16 protein-coding genes are annotated in these 18,510 nt (G+C 70.3%); 12 read left to right on the top strand and 4 right to left on the bottom strand.

The window, feature by feature from the left end:
• The first annotated feature begins 2 nt into the window (after positions 1-2).
• From K8U61_RS03400 to ilvC, 3 genes are read left to right on the top strand one after another with little or no spacing between them, the layout of a single operon-like run.
• Complete coding sequence (locus K8U61_RS03400; protein ID WP_372454172.1) at positions 3-1,760, top strand: acetolactate synthase large subunit; 1,758 nt, start codon at positions 3-5, stop codon at positions 1,758-1,760.
• Positions 1,757-2,311 (top strand): acetolactate synthase small subunit, encoded by a 555-nt coding sequence (gene ilvN, locus K8U61_RS03395; protein ID WP_224121554.1) that lies wholly within the window; start codon positions 1,757-1,759, stop codon positions 2,309-2,311. The genes K8U61_RS03400 and ilvN overlap by 4 nt, the downstream gene beginning before the upstream one ends.
• A gap of 49 nt (positions 2,312-2,360) precedes the next feature.
• Positions 2,361-3,389 (top strand): ketol-acid reductoisomerase, encoded by a 1,029-nt coding sequence (gene ilvC, locus K8U61_RS03390; RefSeq protein WP_308043083.1) that lies wholly within the window; start codon positions 2,361-2,363, stop codon positions 3,387-3,389.
• 80 nt (positions 3,390-3,469) lie between these two features.
• On the opposite strand, the gene K8U61_RS03385 is transcribed toward ilvC, so the two are convergent.
• Complete coding sequence (locus K8U61_RS03385; RefSeq protein WP_224121553.1) at positions 3,470-4,078, bottom strand: TetR family transcriptional regulator; 609 nt, start codon at positions 4,076-4,078, stop codon at positions 3,470-3,472.
• Positions 4,079-4,160: 82 nt separating this feature from the next.
• On the opposite strand from K8U61_RS03385, the gene K8U61_RS03380 reads away from it, so the two are divergent.
• Positions 4,161-5,549, top strand: a complete 1,389-nt coding sequence (locus K8U61_RS03380; protein ID WP_224121552.1) for a serine hydrolase domain-containing protein — start codon at positions 4,161-4,163, stop codon at positions 5,547-5,549.
• Here the strand turns inward: K8U61_RS03380 and K8U61_RS03375 are convergent.
• Positions 5,546-6,223, bottom strand: a complete 678-nt coding sequence (locus tag K8U61_RS03375; RefSeq protein ID WP_224121551.1) for a GntR family transcriptional regulator — start codon at positions 6,221-6,223, stop codon at positions 5,546-5,548. The two genes, K8U61_RS03380 and K8U61_RS03375, sit on opposite strands and share 4 nt — an antisense overlap.
• A gap of 87 nt (positions 6,224-6,310) precedes the next feature.
• Here K8U61_RS03375 and K8U61_RS25340 point away from each other — a divergent pair, with 87 nt between their 5' ends.
• The 3 genes from K8U61_RS25340 (at position 6,311) to K8U61_RS03360 (ending at position 11,049) form a co-directional block, all read left to right on the top strand.
• The gene (locus K8U61_RS25340; protein ID WP_224121550.1) at positions 6,311-8,065 is read left to right on the top strand and encodes a sensor histidine kinase; all 1,755 of its coding nucleotides are present in this window, start codon (positions 6,311-6,313) and stop codon (positions 8,063-8,065) included.
• 193 nt (positions 8,066-8,258) lie between these two features.
• Entirely contained in the window at positions 8,259-9,401 is a 1,143-nt protein-coding gene (locus K8U61_RS03365; protein WP_224121549.1) for an HNH endonuclease, read from the top strand.
• Between the two features lie 103 nt (positions 9,402-9,504).
• Positions 9,505-11,049: a HEAT repeat domain-containing protein gene (locus K8U61_RS03360; RefSeq protein WP_224121548.1), complete on the top strand. Its 1,545-nt coding sequence runs from the start codon at positions 9,505-9,507 to the stop codon at positions 11,047-11,049.
• 58 nt (positions 11,050-11,107) lie between these two features.
• Here the strand turns inward: K8U61_RS03360 and K8U61_RS03355 are convergent, their stop codons facing one another.
• Entirely contained in the window at positions 11,108-11,908 is an 801-nt protein-coding gene (locus K8U61_RS03355; protein WP_224121547.1) for a nucleoside phosphorylase, read from the bottom strand.
• A 176-nt stretch (positions 11,909-12,084) separates the two neighbouring features.
• On the opposite strand from K8U61_RS03355, the gene K8U61_RS03350 reads away from it, so the two are divergent.
• From K8U61_RS03350 to efeB, 5 genes are all read left to right on the top strand, one after another.
• Complete coding sequence (locus tag K8U61_RS03350) at positions 12,085-13,740, top strand: APC family permease (protein WP_224121546.1); 1,656 nt, start codon at positions 12,085-12,087, stop codon at positions 13,738-13,740.
• Positions 13,741-13,790: 50 nt separating this feature from the next.
• Positions 13,791-14,507 carry a DsbA family oxidoreductase gene (locus K8U61_RS03345; RefSeq protein ID WP_224121545.1) on the top strand — a complete coding sequence of 239 codons (717 nt, stop codon included), beginning with the start codon at positions 13,791-13,793 and terminating at the stop codon, positions 14,505-14,507.
• Between the two features lie 111 nt (positions 14,508-14,618).
• Positions 14,619-15,473 carry an iron uptake transporter permease EfeU gene (gene efeU / locus K8U61_RS03340; protein WP_224121544.1) on the top strand — a complete coding sequence of 285 codons (855 nt, stop codon included), beginning with the start codon at positions 14,619-14,621 and terminating at the stop codon, positions 15,471-15,473.
• 27 nt (positions 15,474-15,500) lie between these two features.
• Complete coding sequence (gene efeO, locus K8U61_RS03335) at positions 15,501-16,673, top strand: iron uptake system protein EfeO (RefSeq protein WP_224121543.1); 1,173 nt, start codon at positions 15,501-15,503, stop codon at positions 16,671-16,673.
• Between the two features lie 14 nt (positions 16,674-16,687).
• On the top strand, positions 16,688-17,989 hold the full coding sequence (gene efeB / locus K8U61_RS03330) for an iron uptake transporter deferrochelatase/peroxidase subunit (RefSeq protein ID WP_224121542.1): 1,302 nt from the start codon (positions 16,688-16,690) through the stop codon (positions 17,987-17,989).
• A gap of 10 nt (positions 17,990-17,999) precedes the next feature.
• On the opposite strand, the gene K8U61_RS03325 is transcribed toward efeB, so the two are convergent.
• Positions 18,000-18,494 (bottom strand): GtrA family protein, encoded by a 495-nt coding sequence (locus K8U61_RS03325; RefSeq protein ID WP_224121541.1) that lies wholly within the window; start codon positions 18,492-18,494, stop codon positions 18,000-18,002.
• Positions 18,495-18,510: the final 16 nt, after the last annotated feature.

Here is an 18,510-nt window from a genome sequence, read left to right as displayed (position 1 = left end):
CGATGAGCGAGCAGATGACGGGCGCACAGAGCCTGATCAGGTCGCTGGAGGCAGCAGGCACCACCGAGATCTTCGGCATCCCGGGCGGCGCGATCCTCCCGGCGTACGACCCCCTCATGGACTCCTCGATCCGGCACATCCTCGTACGCCACGAGCAGGGTGCGGGCCACGCCGCGCAGGGCTACGCCTCGGCCACCGGCCGCGTCGGCGTCTGCATGGCGACCTCCGGCCCGGGCGCGACCAACCTGGTCACCCCGCTGGCCGACGCCCACATGGACTCCGTCCCGATGGTGGCCGTCACCGGCCAGGTCGGCGCCAGCATGATCGGCACCGACGCCTTCCAGGAGGCCGACATCCGCGGCATCACGATGCCGATCACCAAGCACAACTTCCTGGTCACCGACCCGGCCGAGATCCCGCGGACCGTCGCCGAGGCCTTCTACATCGCCTCCACCGGCCGCCCGGGCCCGGTGCTCGTCGACGTCGCGAAGTCCGCGCTGCAGTCGATGACGTCGTACGCCTGGCCCACCGAGCTCAACCTGCCCGGCTACCGCCCGGTGACCCGGCCGCACTCCAAGCAGATCCGCGAGGCCGCCCGGCTCATCCTCGAGTCCCGGCGCCCGGTCCTGTACGTCGGCGGCGGCGTGATCCGGGCGCGTGCCGCTCAGGAGCTGCGGGTGCTGGCCGAGCTCACCGGCATCCCGGTGGTGACGACGCTGATGGCGCGGGGCGCGTTCCCCGACAGCCACCCGCAGCACCTCGGCATGCCGGGCATGCACGGCACGGTCGCCGCGGTCGCCAGCCTCCAGAAGTCCGACCTGATCATCAGCCTCGGTGCGCGCTTCGACGACCGGGTGACCGGCAACCTCGACTCGTTCGCGCCCGGCGCGAAGGTCATCCACGCCGACATCGACCCGGCCGAGATCGGCAAGAACCGCGCGGTCGACGTCCCGATCGTCGGCGACTGCCGCGAGGTGATCAGCGACCTGGTCGTGGCGCTCAAGGCCGAGGCGGACGCCGGCCACACCGGTGACTACGAGGGCTGGGTGCAGTTCGTCGCGGGCATCAAGAAGACCTACGCGCTCGGCTACGACAAGCCGACCGACGGCAGCCTCGCCCCGCAGTACGTCCTCGAGCGGCTCGGCGCGATCGCCGGCCCCGAGTCGGTCTACTGCGCCGGGGTGGGTCAGCACCAGATGTGGGCCGCGCAGTTCGTCGGCTACGAGCGGCCCAACACCTGGATCAACTCCGGTGGCCTCGGCACCATGGGCTTCGCCGTCCCGGCCGCGATGGGCGCCAAGGTCGGCCGGCCGGACGACACGGTCTGGGCGATCGACGGCGACGGCTGCTTCCAGATGACCAACCAGGAGCTGGCCACCTGCGCGATCAACGACATCCCGATCAAGGTCGCGATCATCAACAACGAGTCGCTCGGCATGGTCCGGCAGTGGCAGTCGCTCTTCTACAACGAGCGCTACTCCAACACCGACCTGCACTCCAAGCGGATCCCCGACTTCGTCAAGCTCGCGGACGCCTACGGCTGCGTCGGCCTCTCCTGCGACAGCCCGGACGACGTCGACTCGACGATCGCGAAGGCGATGGAGATCAACGACGTCCCGGTGGTCGTGGACTTCCGGGTCCACCGCGACGCGATGGTGTGGCCGATGGTCGCCGCCGGCACCAGCAACGACGAGATCAAGTACGCCCGCGACCTCGCCCCCAAGTTCGACGACGACGCAGATGTGGAGCTCCGCGCATGACCGCGACGGTCAACACCAAGCACACCCTGTCGGTGCTGGTCGAGAACAAGCCCGGCGTCCTGGCCCGCATCGCCGGTCTCTTCAGCCGCCGCGGCTTCAACATCGACTCGCTCGCGGTCGGTCCGACCGAGCACGCCGAGGTCTCCCGGATGACCATCGTGGTCGACGTCGAGGAGTCCCCGCTCGAGCAGGTGACCAAGCAGCTCAACAAGCTCGTCGAGGTCATCAAGATCGTCGAGCTCGACGGCGGCGCCTCGGTCAACCGGGAGCTGATCCTGGTCAAGGTCAAGGCCGACGTGGAGTCGCGCGGCCAGGTGCTCGACGCCGTCCAGCTCTTCCGGGCCAAGGTCGTCGACATCGCCCCCGACGCGGTCACCATCCAGGCCGTCGGCAACGCCGACAAGCTGGCCGACCTGCTCCGCGTGCTCGAGCCCTTCGGGATCCGCGAGCTCGTCCAGTCCGGGATGGTCGCGATCGGTCGCGGCTCCCGGTCCATCTCCGAGCGCAGCCTGCGCCCGGTCGCCATCCCCGCACCGCCGGCCGCTGGCTGACGGCGCCCCCCGACGTACCAAGCGAAACAACAACGAAGGAGAAGCCCCAGTGGCTGAGATGTTCTACGACGACGACGCCGACCTGTCCCTGATCCAGGGCAAGAACGTGGCGGTCATCGGCTACGGCAGCCAGGGCCACGCCCACGCGCTGTCCCTGCGCGACTCGGGCGTCGACGTCCGCATCGGCCTCCAGCCCGGCTCGAAGAGCCGCGCCAAGGCCGAGGCCGAGGGCCTGCGCGTCGTCACCCCGGCGGAGGCTGCCGAGGAGGCCGACGTCATCGTGATCCTCGCCCCCGACCAGCACCAGCGGAAGCTCTACGCCGAGGAGATCGAGCCCAACCTCGCCGAGGGCGACACCCTCGTCTTCGGCCACGGCTTCAACATCCGCTTCGGCTACATCACCCCGCCGGCCGGCGTCGACGTCTTCATGGTCGCCCCGAAGGGCCCCGGCCACCTGGTCCGTCGTGAGTACGTCGACGGCCGCGGCGTCCCGGTCCTCGTCGCCGTCGAGAAGGACGAGTCGGGCAACGCCTGGCCGCTCGCGCTGTCCTACGCCAAGGGCATCGGCGGCCTGCGTGCCGGCGGCATCAAGACCACCTTCACCGAGGAGACCGAGACCGACCTGTTCGGCGAGCAGGCCGTCCTCTGCGGTGGCGCCTCGCAGCTGGTCATGTACGGCTTCGAGGTCCTCACCGAGGCCGGCTACCAGCCCGAGGTCGCCTACTTCGAGTGCCTCCACGAGCTCAAGCTGATCGTCGACCTCATGTACGAGGGCGGCATCGCCAAGCAGCGCTGGTCGGTCTCCGACACCGCCGAGTTCGGTGACTACGTCTCCGGCCCGCGGGTCATCACGCCCGACGTGAAGAAGAACATGGAGGACGTGCTCGCCGACATCAAGAACGGCGCGTTCGCCAAGCGCTTCATCGACGACATGGACGCCGGCTCGCCGGAGTTCACCGAGCTGCGCAAGAAGGGCGAGCAGCACCCGATCGAGTCGACCGGCCGCGAGCTGCGCAAGCTGATGGCCTGGGTGAAGAGCCACGACTCGGACTACACCGAGGGCACCGCCACCCGCTGACCCGGCACAAGTTGATCGCTGACCCGGCAGAAGTTCTGGATGGCGAGCTCGCAGGCTCGCTCACTTCTGCCGGGTCGGCGTCATTTCGGGCCGAGCTGAGCGCGGAGCCCGGCAACCAGCGTCTCGACGCCGAAGGACCAGACGTACTCGTAGTCCGAGACGTCGGCCGCCACTGAGCGGACCATCGGGAACGACTCCTCGGGCAGCGCGTCGAGCTGGGTCTCGAGCACCTGCCCGCGCGCGACCATGCTGCGCTCCATGCCGATCATCAGGGCGAGGTACGACGCCGCCTTGAGCGCCGCGAAGCCGTCCGCGGCGCTGAAGCCGGCCTCGGCGAAGGCCGCGAGCGCGATCTCGAAGGAGGCGGCCGCCCGGGCCCCCTGGACGGGACGCTGGCCGAGGGCGTGGAAGGCGCCTGGGTGGGTGGCTGCGATCTCGCCGATGCCCTCGACGTACCGCCGTACCCACTCGTCCCACGGCACCGGGCCCGTGGGCAGCTTCGCCTCGTCGAGCAGCAGCTCGACGATGCCGTCGGTGACGGCCTCGCGGGTCGGGACGTGGTTGTAGAGCGAGGTCACGTGGACGCCGAGCTCGGCCGCGATCTTGCGCAGCGTGACGGCGTCCGGGCCGTCGCGGTCGGCCAGGCGCACGGCGGTCTGCAGGATCCGCTCCCGGGTCAGTGCCGCCATCTCCGCCTCGCCTCTTGACAGGTCTACCTACGGTGTAGGTTACTACTTACCTACAGTGTAGGTACGGCGAATCGGAGGCATCGTGTCGTTCACCCAGTCCGAGCTCGCGGCGAAGCTCGCCGAGCTCATCGAGCAGCACCACGTCCCGGGCGCCCAGCTCGCGGTCCTCGACGGCGACGAGATCACCGAGGTGGCCGCGGGGGTGCTCAGCATCCGCACCGGGTCGCCGGTCACCACCGACGCGCTCTTCCTCCCCGGCTCGATCGGCAAGCTCTACACGGCGACGCTCGTGCTGATGCTCGTCGACCAGGGGCTCATCGACCTCGACCAGCCGGTGAAGAAGTACCTCCCCGACTTCGAGGTCCGAGACGCGGAGGCTCGCGACACCGTCACCGTGCGCGACCTGCTGCGCCACGCCAGCGGCTTCGACGGTGACGTCTTCATCGACACCGGTCGTGGCGACGACGCGCTGCCGCGCTACATGAAAGAGATCGTCGACCTGCCGCAGATCGCGGAGCCCGGCACGATCTGGAGCTACAGCAACAGCGGCTTCTCGATCCTCGGCCGCCTGGTCGAGGTCGTGGGGGAGACGGTCTTCGAGACCGCGATGAAGGAGCGGCTGCTCGCGCCCCTGGGCCTCCAGCACTCGGTGGTCTTCCCCGAGGAGGTCATCCCGCACCCCAACTCCGTCGGCCACGAGCCCGACCCCGAGAACCCGGACGGCCTGCGGGTCAGCGAGCCCTGGGGGCTCTTCCGCTCCTGCGGCCCGATGGGTGCCTCGCTGGTCGCGAGCGCCGGCGACGTGCTCCGCTTCGCACGGCTGCATCTCGACGGCGGCGTCGCCGCCGACGGCACCCGACTGCTCTCCGCCGACCTCGTGGCCGCCGCGCAGCAGCCGCAGATCTCCCTCGTCGACGACACCGTCCTCGGCGAGGCCTGGGGCCTCGGCTGGATCCTCGACCACTTCGGCGACGTCGCGGTGATCGGCCATGACGGCAACTCGCTCGGCCAGAACGCCTTCATGCGGGTCGCCCCCGAGCAGCGCTTCGGCTTCTGCCTGCAGACCAACGTCGAGAGCGCGCTGTCGATGTACCGCGAGCTCGCCGCCTGGCTCTTCGAGGAGCGGCTCGGCGTCACGCCCCGGCAGGACCCGGAGCCGCTGGACTCCCTCGTGGTCGCCGACCCGGCTCGGTTCGTCGGCACCTACGAGCGCTCCGGCCTGGTCTTCCGGATCGAGGAGGCGGACGGCGCGCTCGTCGCGACCATCACCGCCTCGCACGCCGCGGCCGAGATGCAGAGCCTGCCCCCGATGGAGCGGCTGCCGCTGGTTCCGGTGGAGCGCGACGACTCGTTCCTGCTCGAGCTGCCGATCGCCGACAGCGCGCTGCTCGCGGTCTTCTTCGACCCGGCCGATGCGGCCGGCACCCCGACGTACCTGCACTTCGGCGGCCGCGCCCACCGGCGGGTCTAGTCGCTGGGGAGGGCCTCGCGGACAGCGGCGGACCTGTCGCGGAGGTGGGCGATCCAAGCGGTCCGCAGCCGCTCGGGGTCACCCGCGCGGGCCAGCTCCACGAGCGTGCGGTCCTCGGCGTACCGCGACTCGGGCGCCGCGGCGAGGACGTGCTCGTAGCGGTCCGCCGAGTACCACAGCATCTCGAGCACACGGCGGTCGACCTCTCCGGCGACGTCGGCGACGAAGGCGAGGTGGAGGGCACGGTGGGCATCGGCGCGGGCCGCGGTCTCGATGCCGGCCGTGTCGAGCTCGGTCAGGTCGGCGAGGCTCCGGCGGATGCGCTCGAGCCTGTCGTCGGTCATCGCGGGCACCGCCCGCATGATCAGATCGCCCTCGACGACCTCGAGCAGCCGGTACGTCTGGTCCAGGTCGTCCGTGGTCAGTGCCGCGACGACGGCCGACCGTGCGGGGCGGAGGTGGATCAGTCCCTCCCGCTCGAGGCGTCGCAGGGCCTCGCGAACCGGGATGTGGCTGACCTCGAAGAGCTCACAGAGCTCGACGATGGAGACGGCGCCGTCCGGCGGCAGATCGCCGTTCAGGATCGATCGGTGAAGCTCGTCGGTGACCCGATCGACCAACGACCGGTGCGCGATGGGGCGGACGGACGGCCCCGTCCGAGAGGGACGTGGCATCCGAACCTCCTGGTCCGCGGGATCATATAGCCGAGACTTCGCATGAGTTCACGTCGGTCGCGGGCGTCGACCTGCATACTCGGTCGCGTGCAGGAGCAGCCACCGTCTCGACCCGGTGACCCGGACCGCGCCGGGTGGTCGGACTCCTCCGCGCGCGCGGTGCTGCAGCTGATGGCCGAGTCGGTCGGAGAGATGATCGGCTTCGAGTACTCCGTGCTGTCCGTCGTCATGGGCGACCAGCTGGTGACGGTGGCCTACTACGGGCCCGAGGAGCACCGCGAGTACCTCTCCCGGCCCGACCCGGTCTCGCTCATCGAGCCCATCATGGCCCGCGCCGAGGAGTGGGGACCGCGACTGCGCTACCTGCCCGCGGGCACCACCCAGGACCTCGAGGGGCACTGGGTCCGGTTCGAGCAGGACGAGGCCGTCGGGCCCGACGGGTGGAACCCGATGGACGCCCTCCTGGCGATCCTGCGCGACGACGCCGGCGAGGTCATCGGGATCATCTCGGTCGACAAGCCGGTCACGGGTCGGCTGCCCGACGCGCGGCAGCGCAGCCTCTTCGAGCGGTACGCCGCGCAGGCCGAGCGCGCCGTCCTCACCACCATCGAGCGCGAGCAGATGGTCGAGCAGATCGCACACGCCGAGGCCGCGCGCCGGATGATCCGGATGGCGTCGCGACCGGCGCACGTCTCCCTCGACGCGGTCCTCGAGCACACCCACCGGCCCCTGGTCGACGGCTTCCAGGCGGGGGGCTCGTGGCTCCAGGTGCTCGATCCGCGGGGCGTTGCCTACGCCCGCAAGGGGAGCGGCGACATGATCGTGCTCTCCGACGAGGCGGTCGAGGTCGCGCACACGCTCGCGCCGGTCCTGTGGGCCGAGCAGCGGGCGATGATCGTGGAGGTCGGCGTCTCGCCGGAGATCCCGGAGTCGGTGCACCGCGAGCTGGAGGCCATGGAGGTCGACACGGCGCTGGCGGTCGCGCTCGGTGCGGGTCCGGAGTGCATCGGCTTTCTGGCGCTCTCCCGGTTCGTCGGCGACCCGCCCTGGTCGGCCGTCGAGATCGACTCGGCGATCCAGATCGGGCACGACCTCGGCGCCGCGCTGATGACGGCCCGGTCGCTGGAGCGGGAGCGGCTCGCCGTCTCCGAGCTGCAGCAGCTCGACGACTACCGCAGCCACCTCGTCGCGACGCTCTCCCACGAGCTGCGCACGCCGCTGACCGTGATCGCCGGCAACCTCGAGCTGCTCGGTGCCCTCGACCTCGACCCCACCGTCGCCTCCCACCACCAGGCGATGACCCGCGGAGCCGTCCGGATGCAGAAGGTGGTCGACGACCTCCTGCTGCTCGCCCGGGTCAGCGACCCGGGGCACCCGCTCGAGCGGATCGCCGTCGACGTCCGCGACGTCGTCACCGACGTCGCCTCGCTGGTCGACTCCGCTGCCGAGGTCAAGGGCGTGCGGCTCGGCGTCGACCTGCCCGCCGAGCCGCTGACCGTCGCCGGCGACCCGACCGAGATCGACCGGCTCGTCGGCAACCTGGTCAGCAACGCCGTGAAGTACACCCCCACCGGCGGCGGCGTCCACATCTCCGCCGACCGGCACGGCGACCACGTCGTCCTCCGCGTCGCCGACGACGGCCTCGGCATCTCCGAGGAGGACCAGCGCGGTCTCTTCAAGGCGTTCTTCCGCACCACCAACCCCGACGCGCTCCGCGAGCAGGGCACCGGCCTCGGGCTGACCATCGTCGCCAGCATCGTCGAACGCCACGACGGCAAGGTCGACGTCGCCTCCCGCCTCGGCGAGGGCACCACCTTCACCGTCACCCTCCCCGCGGCTTGAGCCCTCCCGATGATCGAGGCGCGAGAGTTGTCCACATCCCGTTCAAAACAACGGATCTGAGCATCTCAGTGTCGGTGGCCAGTGCTTGAGTTGAGGCATGGCAACGAGCGCGACTCCCACCCACCGAGTGTCGGTGGCGATCGCGCACGCCAGTGCTGATCTGGCCTCCGTCGCCGACACTGCCGCATGGTCGATGACCGACCAGGAAGCAGCGGACGCGCTCGTCGAGCTTCAGTCACTGAAGGCCCAGGTCGCCGAGCTCGAGGCCCGCCTCGCCCGGCACGCCGACGACCAGCACGTCGGGCAGGACCGCGGTTCGTCCTCGACCGCGGTGTGGCTGGCCAACCAGACCCGGACCACCCGTGCGGCAGCGCACGCGATCGTGAAGCTCGGCAAGCAGCTCCACGCCCACCCGTACACCCGAGCCGCCTTGGCTGCCGGGGTGATCGGTCGCGACCAGGCCCGGGTGATCCTCCGCTGGGTCGACACCCTCCCCGACGAGACCAATGCCGAGCAGAAGACCAAGGCGGAGCAGCACCTGCTCGACCTCGCGGCCGAGCACGACGCCACAGCCTTGGACCGGCTCGGGCGGCGGTTGTGGGAGGTCATCGACCCCGACGGCGCCGACGCCCACGAGGCCGAGATCCTCGACCGCCAAGAACAAGCCGCCTTGAGGGCGACCTACCTGCGGATCTGGGACGACGGGCACGGGAAGACCCACTACCAAGGCGTCATGCCCACCCTCGAAGGGGCGGCGTTCACAAAGATCGTCCTCGCGACCATGGCGGCCAAGCACCAGAACGCGGTGAAGGGCTCCGGGACCGGACCCGAGGAGATGGGACAGGCCTTCAGCGAGCTGATCATGCGCTACCCGAAGGACAAGCTCCCCAAGACCGGCGGCCTCAACGCCACCCTCCTCGTCACCATCCCCGAAGACGCGCTCTTGGGGCGGCTGGAGCAGGCCGGGACCATCCTCGACACCGGCGACCGCATCAGCGCCGCCCTCGCCCGGCAGCTGGCCTGCGAGGCCGGGATCCTCCCCGTCGTCCTCAACGGCAAGTCCGAGATCCTCGATCTCGGCCGCGAACAACGGCTCCACTCCCAGGCCCAACGGATCGCGATCACCCTGCGGCAACACGGCCAATGCGCGACCGAGGGCTGCGACCGGACCACCGGCCTCCACGCCCACCACCTCATCGAGTGGGCCAAGGGCGGACGCACCGACCTGGCCAACGCCATCGGCCTGTGCCACTGGCACCACATGCGCGCCCACGACACCACCTACGACATGACCCGAGACGCGAGCGGCTCGGTCAGCTTCCATCGACGCCAATAAGCCCCAACCAAGCACGCAGTTGCGCGCCTCGACGCCGTTGCGCTTCGGCCAGTGCTGAAACCTGTGAGCCCACGAGTGCCGCGCAAGACAAAATGAGTCTGTGATGACGCTGCCAGAGGCCCGAGCCCTCGCGCGGCAGCTCGCCGACGCTGCCTCGGACGAGGTGACTACGGACTGGGCCGCTGGCATCGCGGTGCTGGCTCGGCTGGACGGACGTTCCTGGTTGCTCGTCGACCAGGGCGCCCGGGCTTCCACCTATGGCGACGGCACCCCGGTGAGTGGGGTTCGAGGATGGATGAGCACGACCCTTGCTGAGCCATCGGGCTTCGTCGCCGTCGTCACCAGCCTCCACGTGGACGGCCGATTCCGGGAACGTGCCGTAGGGGTTCTGGGTGCGATGCCCGGGGAAGTCGCTGCGCCTGCCCTGGCTGTACGCCTGCTGGATCATGTTCCAGCGGTCCGGGAACGGGCGTGGGAGTCGCTTCGAGATCTGTTGCGCGCTGATACCGCCGAGGCGGTCTTCGACGTCCTCCTTGCGGGAGTGAACAGGCAGCACTCCCCGGCGGCACTCGACAGGGCGAGCGGTGCCCTTCTCGACGACGTGCCACTGAGTGATCTGGTGGCACAGCTCGCACAGAGCGACCGGCGCCGGGTGCGTCGCTGGGCGTTTCAGCTCGGCCACGAGCGCGACCTGTTCACGATCGAGCAGCTGGTGCTGGCGGCCCAGGATGACGCTGACCAGTGGATCCGAGCCAGCTGCGCCGAGTGGCTCATGCAGGCACCGGATCCAGGTGTGATGGCGCGCCTGCTTGGTGCCAGGTCCGTCGAGGCGCGCCTTGTCGGGCTGACCCGCGTGCCCGAGGCCATCCTTGGCGACAGTGCGTTGGGCAGCCTCCTGCTCGATCGGGCGCCACGGGTTCGAGAACAGGCACGCTGGCGCGCGCGCCGGCGCGGCTGGGACATCCCCGCCTTCTACCGGCGCGCACTCGCTGACGAGAACGCGTCTCCGCGGGTGCTTGTCGCGTGTTTGGACGGCTTGGCCGACCTCGGCGGGGAGCAGGACGTCGAAGCCGCCGTCAGTGCACTCCGGCATTCGAGCGGACGGGTCCGGGCTGCTGCCGTCGTCACGGTCGAAGCGCGCGCCAGCAGCGCTGAGGCGGTGGAGCTGCTCACGCCGGCCTTGGTCGATCCGAGTGCGCGGGTCAGCACCGCCGCGGCTCGAGCCCTGGCTCGCCTGGGCGTGCCGCCTGCTGCCGCTGAGCCCGCGTGGTCCTCCGATATGCCGTCGGGCCGACGTGCCGCCTGGCGCCTGGCTCGCGCTGCCGGCGGGTGGCACCGCGTTGAAGCCGACCTGCGCGGCGCCGCGGACCCGGACCCGCATCTGTCGGGACTCGGTCGGACCGGTCTGAGAAACTGGCTCGACGTCAGTGCCGCAACCACCTGGGAGCCGCTTCCAGAGGGACAGCGAGCGCGCATCGCGAGCTGGTTGGACCGGGCGGGCCTTGGCCAGGACCAGCAGCAAGTACTTGCCTTCCATGCCGGTATCAAGCTTGCCGGAGCTGATCGGGAACCTCGTTCGGACGGGGACGTCTCAGTGACTGTCCCGGCACGACGCGGGAGGTGGCTTCGGCTTCTTCGGCGCACCTGAGCACTCCACCTTGGCGGGTCTCAACACTCCCAGCGAGCGTTGGACGAACAGCCACGCCTCAGCCATCCACGGACCTCAGAGCCAGGTCGGCGCGTGCGAGTGCGAGGGCCGCGGAGGCGGCGAGATCGAAGAGGTCCTCGCGGACGTCGGACAGGGTCTGCCAGGAGCGGTGGTCCCAGGACTCGCCGGAGAGGTCGTCGCCGCAGTAGACGACCTGGGCGAGGGGTACGCGGCGGAACGCCGCGACAGCAGCGAGTGCCGATGCCTCCATCTCGACCGTCAGGCAGCCCTCGTCGCGGCGGGCGGCGATCCTGGTCGGCGTCTCGCGGTACGGCGCGTCGGTGGTCCAGGTCCGGCCGACGACGTACGGCGCCCCGCGCTCGTCGAGGACGTCCTCGAGGACCCGGCGCGCAGCGGGGTCGAGCTCGATCTCGCGGGTCGGAGGTGCGTAGTGGAACGACGTGCCCTCGTCACGGATCGCGGAGGACACGACGACGAGATGCCCGACGGTGAGGTCCGGGTGCAGCGTGCCGGCTCCACCGCAGACGACGAAGTGGGTGCACCCGAGGGCGATCGTCTCCTCCAGGAGGGCGCCGGCCAGGGGCGCTCCGACACCGGCGCGCAGGACCGCCAGCCGCTCGCCCTCGTGCTCGATCTCGAGGAGCGGGTGCGGGCCGTCCTCCCAGCGGTTCTCGCTGAGCACCCGGGCACCCCGGCGGTCCACGAGTCGCTCGGCGACGTCGCCGAAGAACGTGATCACACAGGCGGCGGGTACGTCGCGTGGCGTGATCTGCTCCGTCGGCTCGATGAACGCGCGCGGGGAGTCGTCGTGCTCGAGCAGAGGTATCCGAAGATGCACGCGACCACTGTCGGGCCCAGCGGCCCCGGCCGCCACCGAGATCTCGATAGAGGATATAGGTTCTGCAGTTCCGGGTCGGGACGTTGATTCCCGAACGAAGTGGGTAACCAATCTCCGGCGCTCGCGCCCCCTCCGCTCGGGAGGACCGGTGACGGCGCCCAGGAGGTGCGACCCGGATGGCAGCGACGGAGCAGCAACCACGTGAGCGCAGCACCAAGCTGCTGCGCGAGGTCGGGCTGATCGGCCTGATGTGGGCCTCGATGGGCTCGATCATCGGCTCGGGCTGGCTCTTCGGGCCCCAGGAGGCCCTCGAGGCGGCCGGTCCGGCGGCGATCATCTCCTGGCTGATCGGTGGTGTCGCGATCGTCGTCCTGGCGCTCGTGCACGCCGAGCTCGGCGGCATGTACCCCGTCTCGGGCGGCACCGCCCGCTTCCCGCACTACGCGTTCGGCGGCGTCGCCGGCGCGTCGTTCGGCTGGTTCGCCTGGCTCAACGCGGCGACGGTCGCCCCGATCGAGGTCTCGGCGATGCTGACCTACGCCGGCCACTACGACTTCGCCAAGGACTGGATCAACCCCGACACCCAGGTGCTCAGCACCACGGGCATCATCGTGGCGATCATCCTGATGGCGATCCTGACCTCGATCAACTTCCTCGGCGTCAAGCGCCTCGCGACCGCCAACAGCGCGGCGACCTGGTGGAAGATCGCGATCCCGCTGCTCACCATCCTGGTGCTCGCGTTCGCGAACTTCGACACCGGCAACCTGACCGCCGCCAACGGCTTCAACCCCGACGGGCTCAAGGGCATCTTCGCCGCCGTCTCCACGGGCGGCATCATCTTCAGCTACCTCGGCTTCGAGCAGGCCGACCAGCTCGCCGGTGAGTCCCGCAACCCCAAGCGCGACGTCCCGTTCGCGATCATCGGCTCGGTCGTGATCGGCACGATCATCTACATCCTGCTGCAGATCACCTTCCTGCTGGCGCTGCCGTCGAGCGCGATCGGCGACACGTGGGACCAGGTGGGCGACGGCCTCTACACGACCTTCACCGGGCCCTTCGCCGAGATCGCGACCCTGCTCTCGATCGGGTGGCTGGCGACGATCATCTACCTCGACGCGATCATCAGCCCGGCGGGCACCGGCCTCATCTACACGACCGGCTCCTCCCGCCTGGCCTACGGCCTGGCCCGCAACGGCTACGTCCCCTCGGTCTTCGAGTGGACCAACAAGCGCAGCGTCCCGTGGGCGGGCCTGATCGCGGCCTTCGTCACCGGCTGCATCTGCTTCCTGCCGTTCCCGAGCTGGCAGTCGCTGGTCGGCCTCATCACCAGCGCGTCCGTCCTCATGTACGGCGGCGCGCCCCTCTCGCTGGGCGCCTTCCGGCGCCGGCTGCCCGACGCGGAGCGGCCCTACCGGCTGCCGGCCGCGGAGATCCTCTCGCCCCTCGCCTTCGTCATCGCCAACCTGATCATCCTCTGGAGCGGGTGGGACACCGACTGGAAGCTCGGCGTCTCGATCCTGGTTGGCTACGCGATCCTGGTCGGCAACCGGGTCTTCGGCCTCAACCCGCACAAGCCGACGCTCGACTGGCGGGCCGCGTCGTGGCTGCTTCCCTACCTCGTCGTCATGGGCCTCATCGTCTTCTTCAGCGACTTCGGCCCCGACGGCGACGACGCCTTCATCGGCTTCGGCTGGGACATGCTGGTCGTCGCCGTGTGGAGCCTGGTCGTCTACTACTGGGCGATGGCCGTCGCCCTCTCGACCGAGCAGATCGAGGAGATGATCGGCGAGGTCGAGCTGCCCGAGGAGGGCATGGAGCCGGTCGGCCACTGACCGCCCGCACCGACGGGAAGAACCAGGCGGCGGACGGCGTTGCGCTCGACGTGAAGATCGAGATCTGGAGTGACGTCGTCTGCCCCTGGTGCTTCGTCGGCAAGCGCCGCCTGGAGACCGCCCTCGCGGGCTTCCCGCACCGCGACGAGGTGGAGATCGTCTACCGCTCCTTCCAGCTCGACCCCACTGCTCCCCAGCACGGGCACGAGCTGAGCACGGGCGTCATCGCCCGCAAGTACGGCCGCACCGAGGACGAGATGCGCGACATGCAGCAGCAGCTCATCGACCTCGCGGCCGTCGAGGGCCTCGACTTCAAGCTCTTCGAGACCGTCCACACCAACACCCTCGACGCCCACCGGCTCCTCCACCTGGCCCTCGAGACCGGCGGCGCCGCGCTCCAGCGCGACCTGAAGGAGGCGCTGCTCTCGGCGTACTTCGAGCAGGCCCGCAACGTCGGCGACCACGACGTGCTCACCGAGATCGCGGTCGGCGCCGGACTCGACGAGGCCCGCGTCCGCGAGGTCCTTGCCGGCTCGGACTTCGCCGACGCGTTCGAGGCCGACGTCGCCCAGGCCCGCGCGTACGGCGCGACCGGCGTCCCCTTCTTCGTCGTCGACCAGAAGTACGGCGTCTCCGGCGCCCAGCCGGCCGAGCTCTTCGCCCAGGTCCTCGACCAGGCGTGGACGGCGTCCCACCCGGTCCTGCAGATGGCCGGGGGAGACGCCGCCGACGACGCGGCCTGCGGCCCCGACGGCTGCCCGATCTGAGGCGCGCACCTGCCGGCGACCTGCCCGGAGCCTGCACCGAACCTGACCGGACCGTGATGTACGCAATGTTGGTTAGGCAATCCTAATCAGGCAGGCGTACAGTGCCGGTTCGTGCTCGCGAACTACCTGATCGGCCTCCGCGAAGGCCTCGAGGCCTGCCTCGTGGTCAGCATCCTCGTCGCCTACCTGGTCAAGACCGACCGGCGCGAGCTGCTCCCGCGGATCTGGCTCGGCGTCGGCATCGCAGTCGCGGTGGCGCTGGGCTTCGGGTTCGCGCTCTTCTACGGTCCCCGCGGCCTGACCTTCGAGGCCCAGGAGGCGATCGGCGGCTCGCTGTCGATCATCGCGGTCGGCCTGGTCACCTGGATGATCTTCTGGATGGCCAAGGCCGCGCGCAGCCTCAGCGGCGAGCTGCGCGGCCAGATCGACAGCGCGGCCGAGGGATCGTGGTTCGCGCTCGTGCTCGTCGCCGTCCTGGCCGTGGGCCGCGAGGGCCTGGAGACCGCCCTCTTCCTCTGGTCGACGACCGAGGCCGTGTCGCGGGACACCAACGCGACCTGGCAGCCGCTCGTGGGCGCCGCCCTCGGCATCGGGACCGCCGTCGTCCTGGGCTACCTGCTCTACCGCGGCGCCATCTCGATCAACCTCACCAAGTTCTTCACCTGGACCGGCGCCTTCCTGATCCTGGTCGCCGGCGGCGTCCTCTCGTACGGCGTCCACGACCTCCAGGAGGCCGGCATCCTGCCCGGTCTCAACAACCTCGCCTGGGACGTCTCGGACACGATCGACCCGTCCACGTGGTACGCCACGCTCCTCAAGGGCATCTTCAACTTCTCCCCGCAGACCACGGTGCTCGAGGCCACCGTCTGGGTCCTCTACGTCGTCCCCGTCATGACGCTCTTCTTCCGCACCCTCCGGCGCCGCAGCAACGCGCCCGCGCCGTCCACCCCCACTCCGGTCAGCTGACCCGTTCGAAGGATCGAGAGACACCCGATGCGCAAGCCCCTGCTCGTGGCCCTGCCTGCGACCCTGCTGCTCGCCACGCCGCTGCTGTCCGCCTGCACCGAGAACACCGACGGCGGCGGCGACAGCAGCGACCCCCGGACCGTCTCGGTGACCTCCACCGACGACGGGTGCGAGCTCTCCTCGACCGACGCGCCGTCGGGCACCCTGACCTTCGACGTCACCAACGAGGGCTCGAAGGTCACGGAGTTCTACCTCCTCGGCTCGGACGGCCTGCGCATCGTCGGCGAGATCGAGAACATCGGCCCCCAGCTCTCCCGCCAGCTCGTGGTCAGCGCCCCCGAGGGCAGCTACGTCACCGCGTGCAAGCCGGGCATGAAGGGCGACGGCATCCGCGGCGACTTCACCGTCAGCAAGTCCGCCGAGGAGCCGAGCGTCTCCGCCGACGACCAGCAGCTGGTCGACCAGGCGACCAAGAACTACCAGGTCTACGTCCGCGACCAGGCCGACCAGCTCCTGGTCGCGACCCAGGAGTTCGTCTCCGACTACAAGGCCGGCAAGGACGACGAGGCGCGGGCCCTCTACCCCCAGGCGCGCATGTTCTACGAGCGGATCGAGCCGGTCGCGGAGTCCTTCGGCGACCTCGACCCCAAGCTCGACCTGCGCGAGACCGACCTCGAGGAGGGCCAGAAGTGGACCGGCTGGCACCGGATCGAGAAGGACCTCTGGCCCGAGAGCGACCCGTCGTACAAGACGCTGAGCACCGCTGAGCGGGCGACGTACGGCGACGACCTGCTCGCCAACACCCGCAAGCTCGACGCCCGGGTCCAGAAGTCGACGTACACCGTCGACCAGATCGCCAACGGCGCGCGCGGCCTGCTCGAGGAGGTCGCCAAGTCCAAGATCACCGGCGAGGAGGAGAATTGGTCGCACACCGACCTGTGGGACTTCCAGGCCAACGTCGACGGCGCCCGCGTAGCGTTCGAGGGCGTGAAGCCGATCGTCGAGCAGAAGGACCCGGCGCTGGCCAAGAGCCTCACGGAGCGGTTCGCGGCGGTGCAGGCGCTCCTGGACGCGCAGAAGGACGGCGACGGCTGGACCGTCTACACCGACCTGTCGCAGGACGAGGTCCAGCAGTTCTCCAACGCGGTCAACGCCCTGTCCGAGCCGCTGTCCAAGCTCACCGCGGCGGTGCTGTCCTGAGCGAGCACGAGACGGTGCCCGAGACCGAGCACGCGACCGAGCAGTCCCGGCACGGCATCTCCCGGCGGGGTCTGGTCGGCGGCGGCGTCGCCGCGGCCGGCCTCGCCGCCGGTGCGTTCGCGGCGGGCCGGGCGAGCGCGGCCACCGACGACGGTTCCGCGCCGGACGCACGCGCGGCCTACTCCTTCCGCGGCGACCACCAGGCCGGCATCGTCACCCCGGCGCAGGACCGCCTGCACTTCGCGGCCTTCGACGTCACCACGGGCTCCCGGGCGCAGCTGGTCGCGCTGCTGAAGGCGTGGACCGAGGCGGCCGACCGGATGACGCGGGGGCTCCCGGCCGGCGAGATCGGCCCCACCGAGGGCGACACGAACCTGCCGCCGGACGACACCGGCGAGGCGATCGGGCTGTCGGCGAGCGGCCTGACCCTGACCTTCGGCTTCGGTCCCGGCCTCTTCCGCGACGAGAAGGGTCGCGACCGGTTCGGCATCGCGGACCGGCAGCCCGCGGCGCTGCGGACGCTCCCGCACTTCCCGGGCGACATGCTCGACCCCGAGAAGTCGTACGGCGACCTCTGCGTGCAGGCGTGCGCCGACGACCCGCAGGTCGCCGTGCACGCGATCCGCAACCTCGCCCGGATCGGATTCGGCACCGTGGCCGTCCGCTGGTCGCAGCTCGGCTTCGGCCGGACCTCGACGACCTCGGTCTCGCAGTCGACGCCGCGCAACCTCTTCGGCTTCAAGGACGGCACCGCCAACATCAAGTCCGAGGAGACCCAGGACGTCGAGGAGCACGTCTGGGTCGGCGCCGGCGACGACGCCAAGGCGGACTGGCTCGCCGGCGGCTCCTACCTGGTCGCGCGCCGCTTCAACATGAACATCGAGATCTGGGACCGGCAGACGCTGGGCGACCAGGAGGACTTCATCGGCCGCACCAAGGACACCGGCGCCCCGCTGTCGGGCGGCTCGGAGTTCACCGAGCCGAAGTTCTCGATGCCGGGCAGCCACGGACCGGTGATCCCGAAGGACGCCCACATCCGGGTCGTGCACCCCGACTTCAACGACGGCGTCCGGATGCTGCGCCGCGGCTACAACTTCGTCGACGGCTCGGACGCCCTCGGCGGCCTCAACGCCGGCCTGTTCTTCATCGCCTACGTGCGCGACCCCGACACCCACTTCATCCCGGTCCAGAACGCCATGGCCAAGACCGACGCGCTGATGGAGTACGTCAAGGTCACCGGCTCCGCGCTCTTCGCCGTACCCACCGGCATCGGCACCGACGAGTACGTCGGACAATCGCTCTTCGAGCGCACCTGATCCAGCCCTCTCACCGCGTCAGCAGGGGATCCGCCTGCTCGTGGTCCGGCTGGGCGGGCGGCTCCCCGCCGACGAAGACGAAGCGGCGGTAGGTCCAGTAGCGGAAGGCGGTGCCGAGTCCGACGCCGAGCACGTTGCCGGAGAGGTTGTCCGCCAGTCGGCTGGTCAGCCCCAGCACGTCGTGGGTCAGCGCCAGGGTGAGCACCGAGATCAGCAGCCCGACCACGTTGAAGACCGCAAAGAGGGCGACCTCGCGACGCCGGCTGGCCGACCCGCGCCCGCGCCAGGTCAGCAGCCGGTTGCCGAGATAGGTGACCACGGTCGCGATCGCGACCGCGCCGACCTTGGCGGCGAGGGGGCCGTGGGTGCCCGGCAGGGCGGCGTCGCGCAGCCAGTTGAAGGCGGCGACGTCGGTGATGTAGCCGGCGCCCCCGACGGCGAGGAACGTGGCGACCTCGCGGTCGGCGAGTCGACGCCAGGACGGACCTGACCTGTCTCCGTGCACGTCGCGAGCCTGGTCG

Origin of the sequence: Nocardioides mangrovi (assembly GCF_020073815.1) — a bacterium.
In the GTDB taxonomy this organism is placed as follows: domain Bacteria; phylum Actinomycetota; class Actinomycetes; order Propionibacteriales; family Nocardioidaceae; genus Nocardioides; species Nocardioides mangrovi.
Note: the sequence above shows the minus strand (reverse complement) of the source record. Positions and strands in the feature narration are given on the sequence as shown.

What these genes read in the sequence shown, in the direction of transcription:
- K8U61_RS03365 (WP_224121549.1), top strand. Translation starts at nt 8,259, where the DNA reads ATGACCGACCAGGAAGCAGCGGACGCGCTCGTCGAGCTTCAGTCACTG.
- K8U61_RS03360 (WP_224121548.1), top strand. Translation starts at nt 9,505, where the DNA reads ATGACGCTGCCAGAGGCCCGAGCCCTCGCGCGGCAGCTCGCCGACGCT.
- K8U61_RS03400 (WP_372454172.1), top strand. Translation starts at nt 3, where the DNA reads ATGAGCGAGCAGATGACGGGCGCACAGAGCCTGATCAGGTCGCTGGAG.
- efeO (WP_224121543.1), top strand. Translation starts at nt 15,501, where the DNA reads ATGCGCAAGCCCCTGCTCGTGGCCCTGCCTGCGACCCTGCTGCTCGCC.
- K8U61_RS03375 (WP_224121551.1), bottom strand. Translation starts at nt 6,223, where the DNA reads ATGCCACGTCCCTCTCGGACGGGGCCGTCCGTCCGCCCCATCGCGCAC.
- ilvN (WP_224121554.1), top strand. Translation starts at nt 1,757, where the DNA reads ATGACCGCGACGGTCAACACCAAGCACACCCTGTCGGTGCTGGTCGAG.
- K8U61_RS03385 (WP_224121553.1), bottom strand. Translation starts at nt 4,078, where the DNA reads ATGGCGGCACTGACCCGGGAGCGGATCCTGCAGACCGCCGTGCGCCTG.
- K8U61_RS03350 (WP_224121546.1), top strand. Translation starts at nt 12,085, where the DNA reads ATGGCAGCGACGGAGCAGCAACCACGTGAGCGCAGCACCAAGCTGCTG.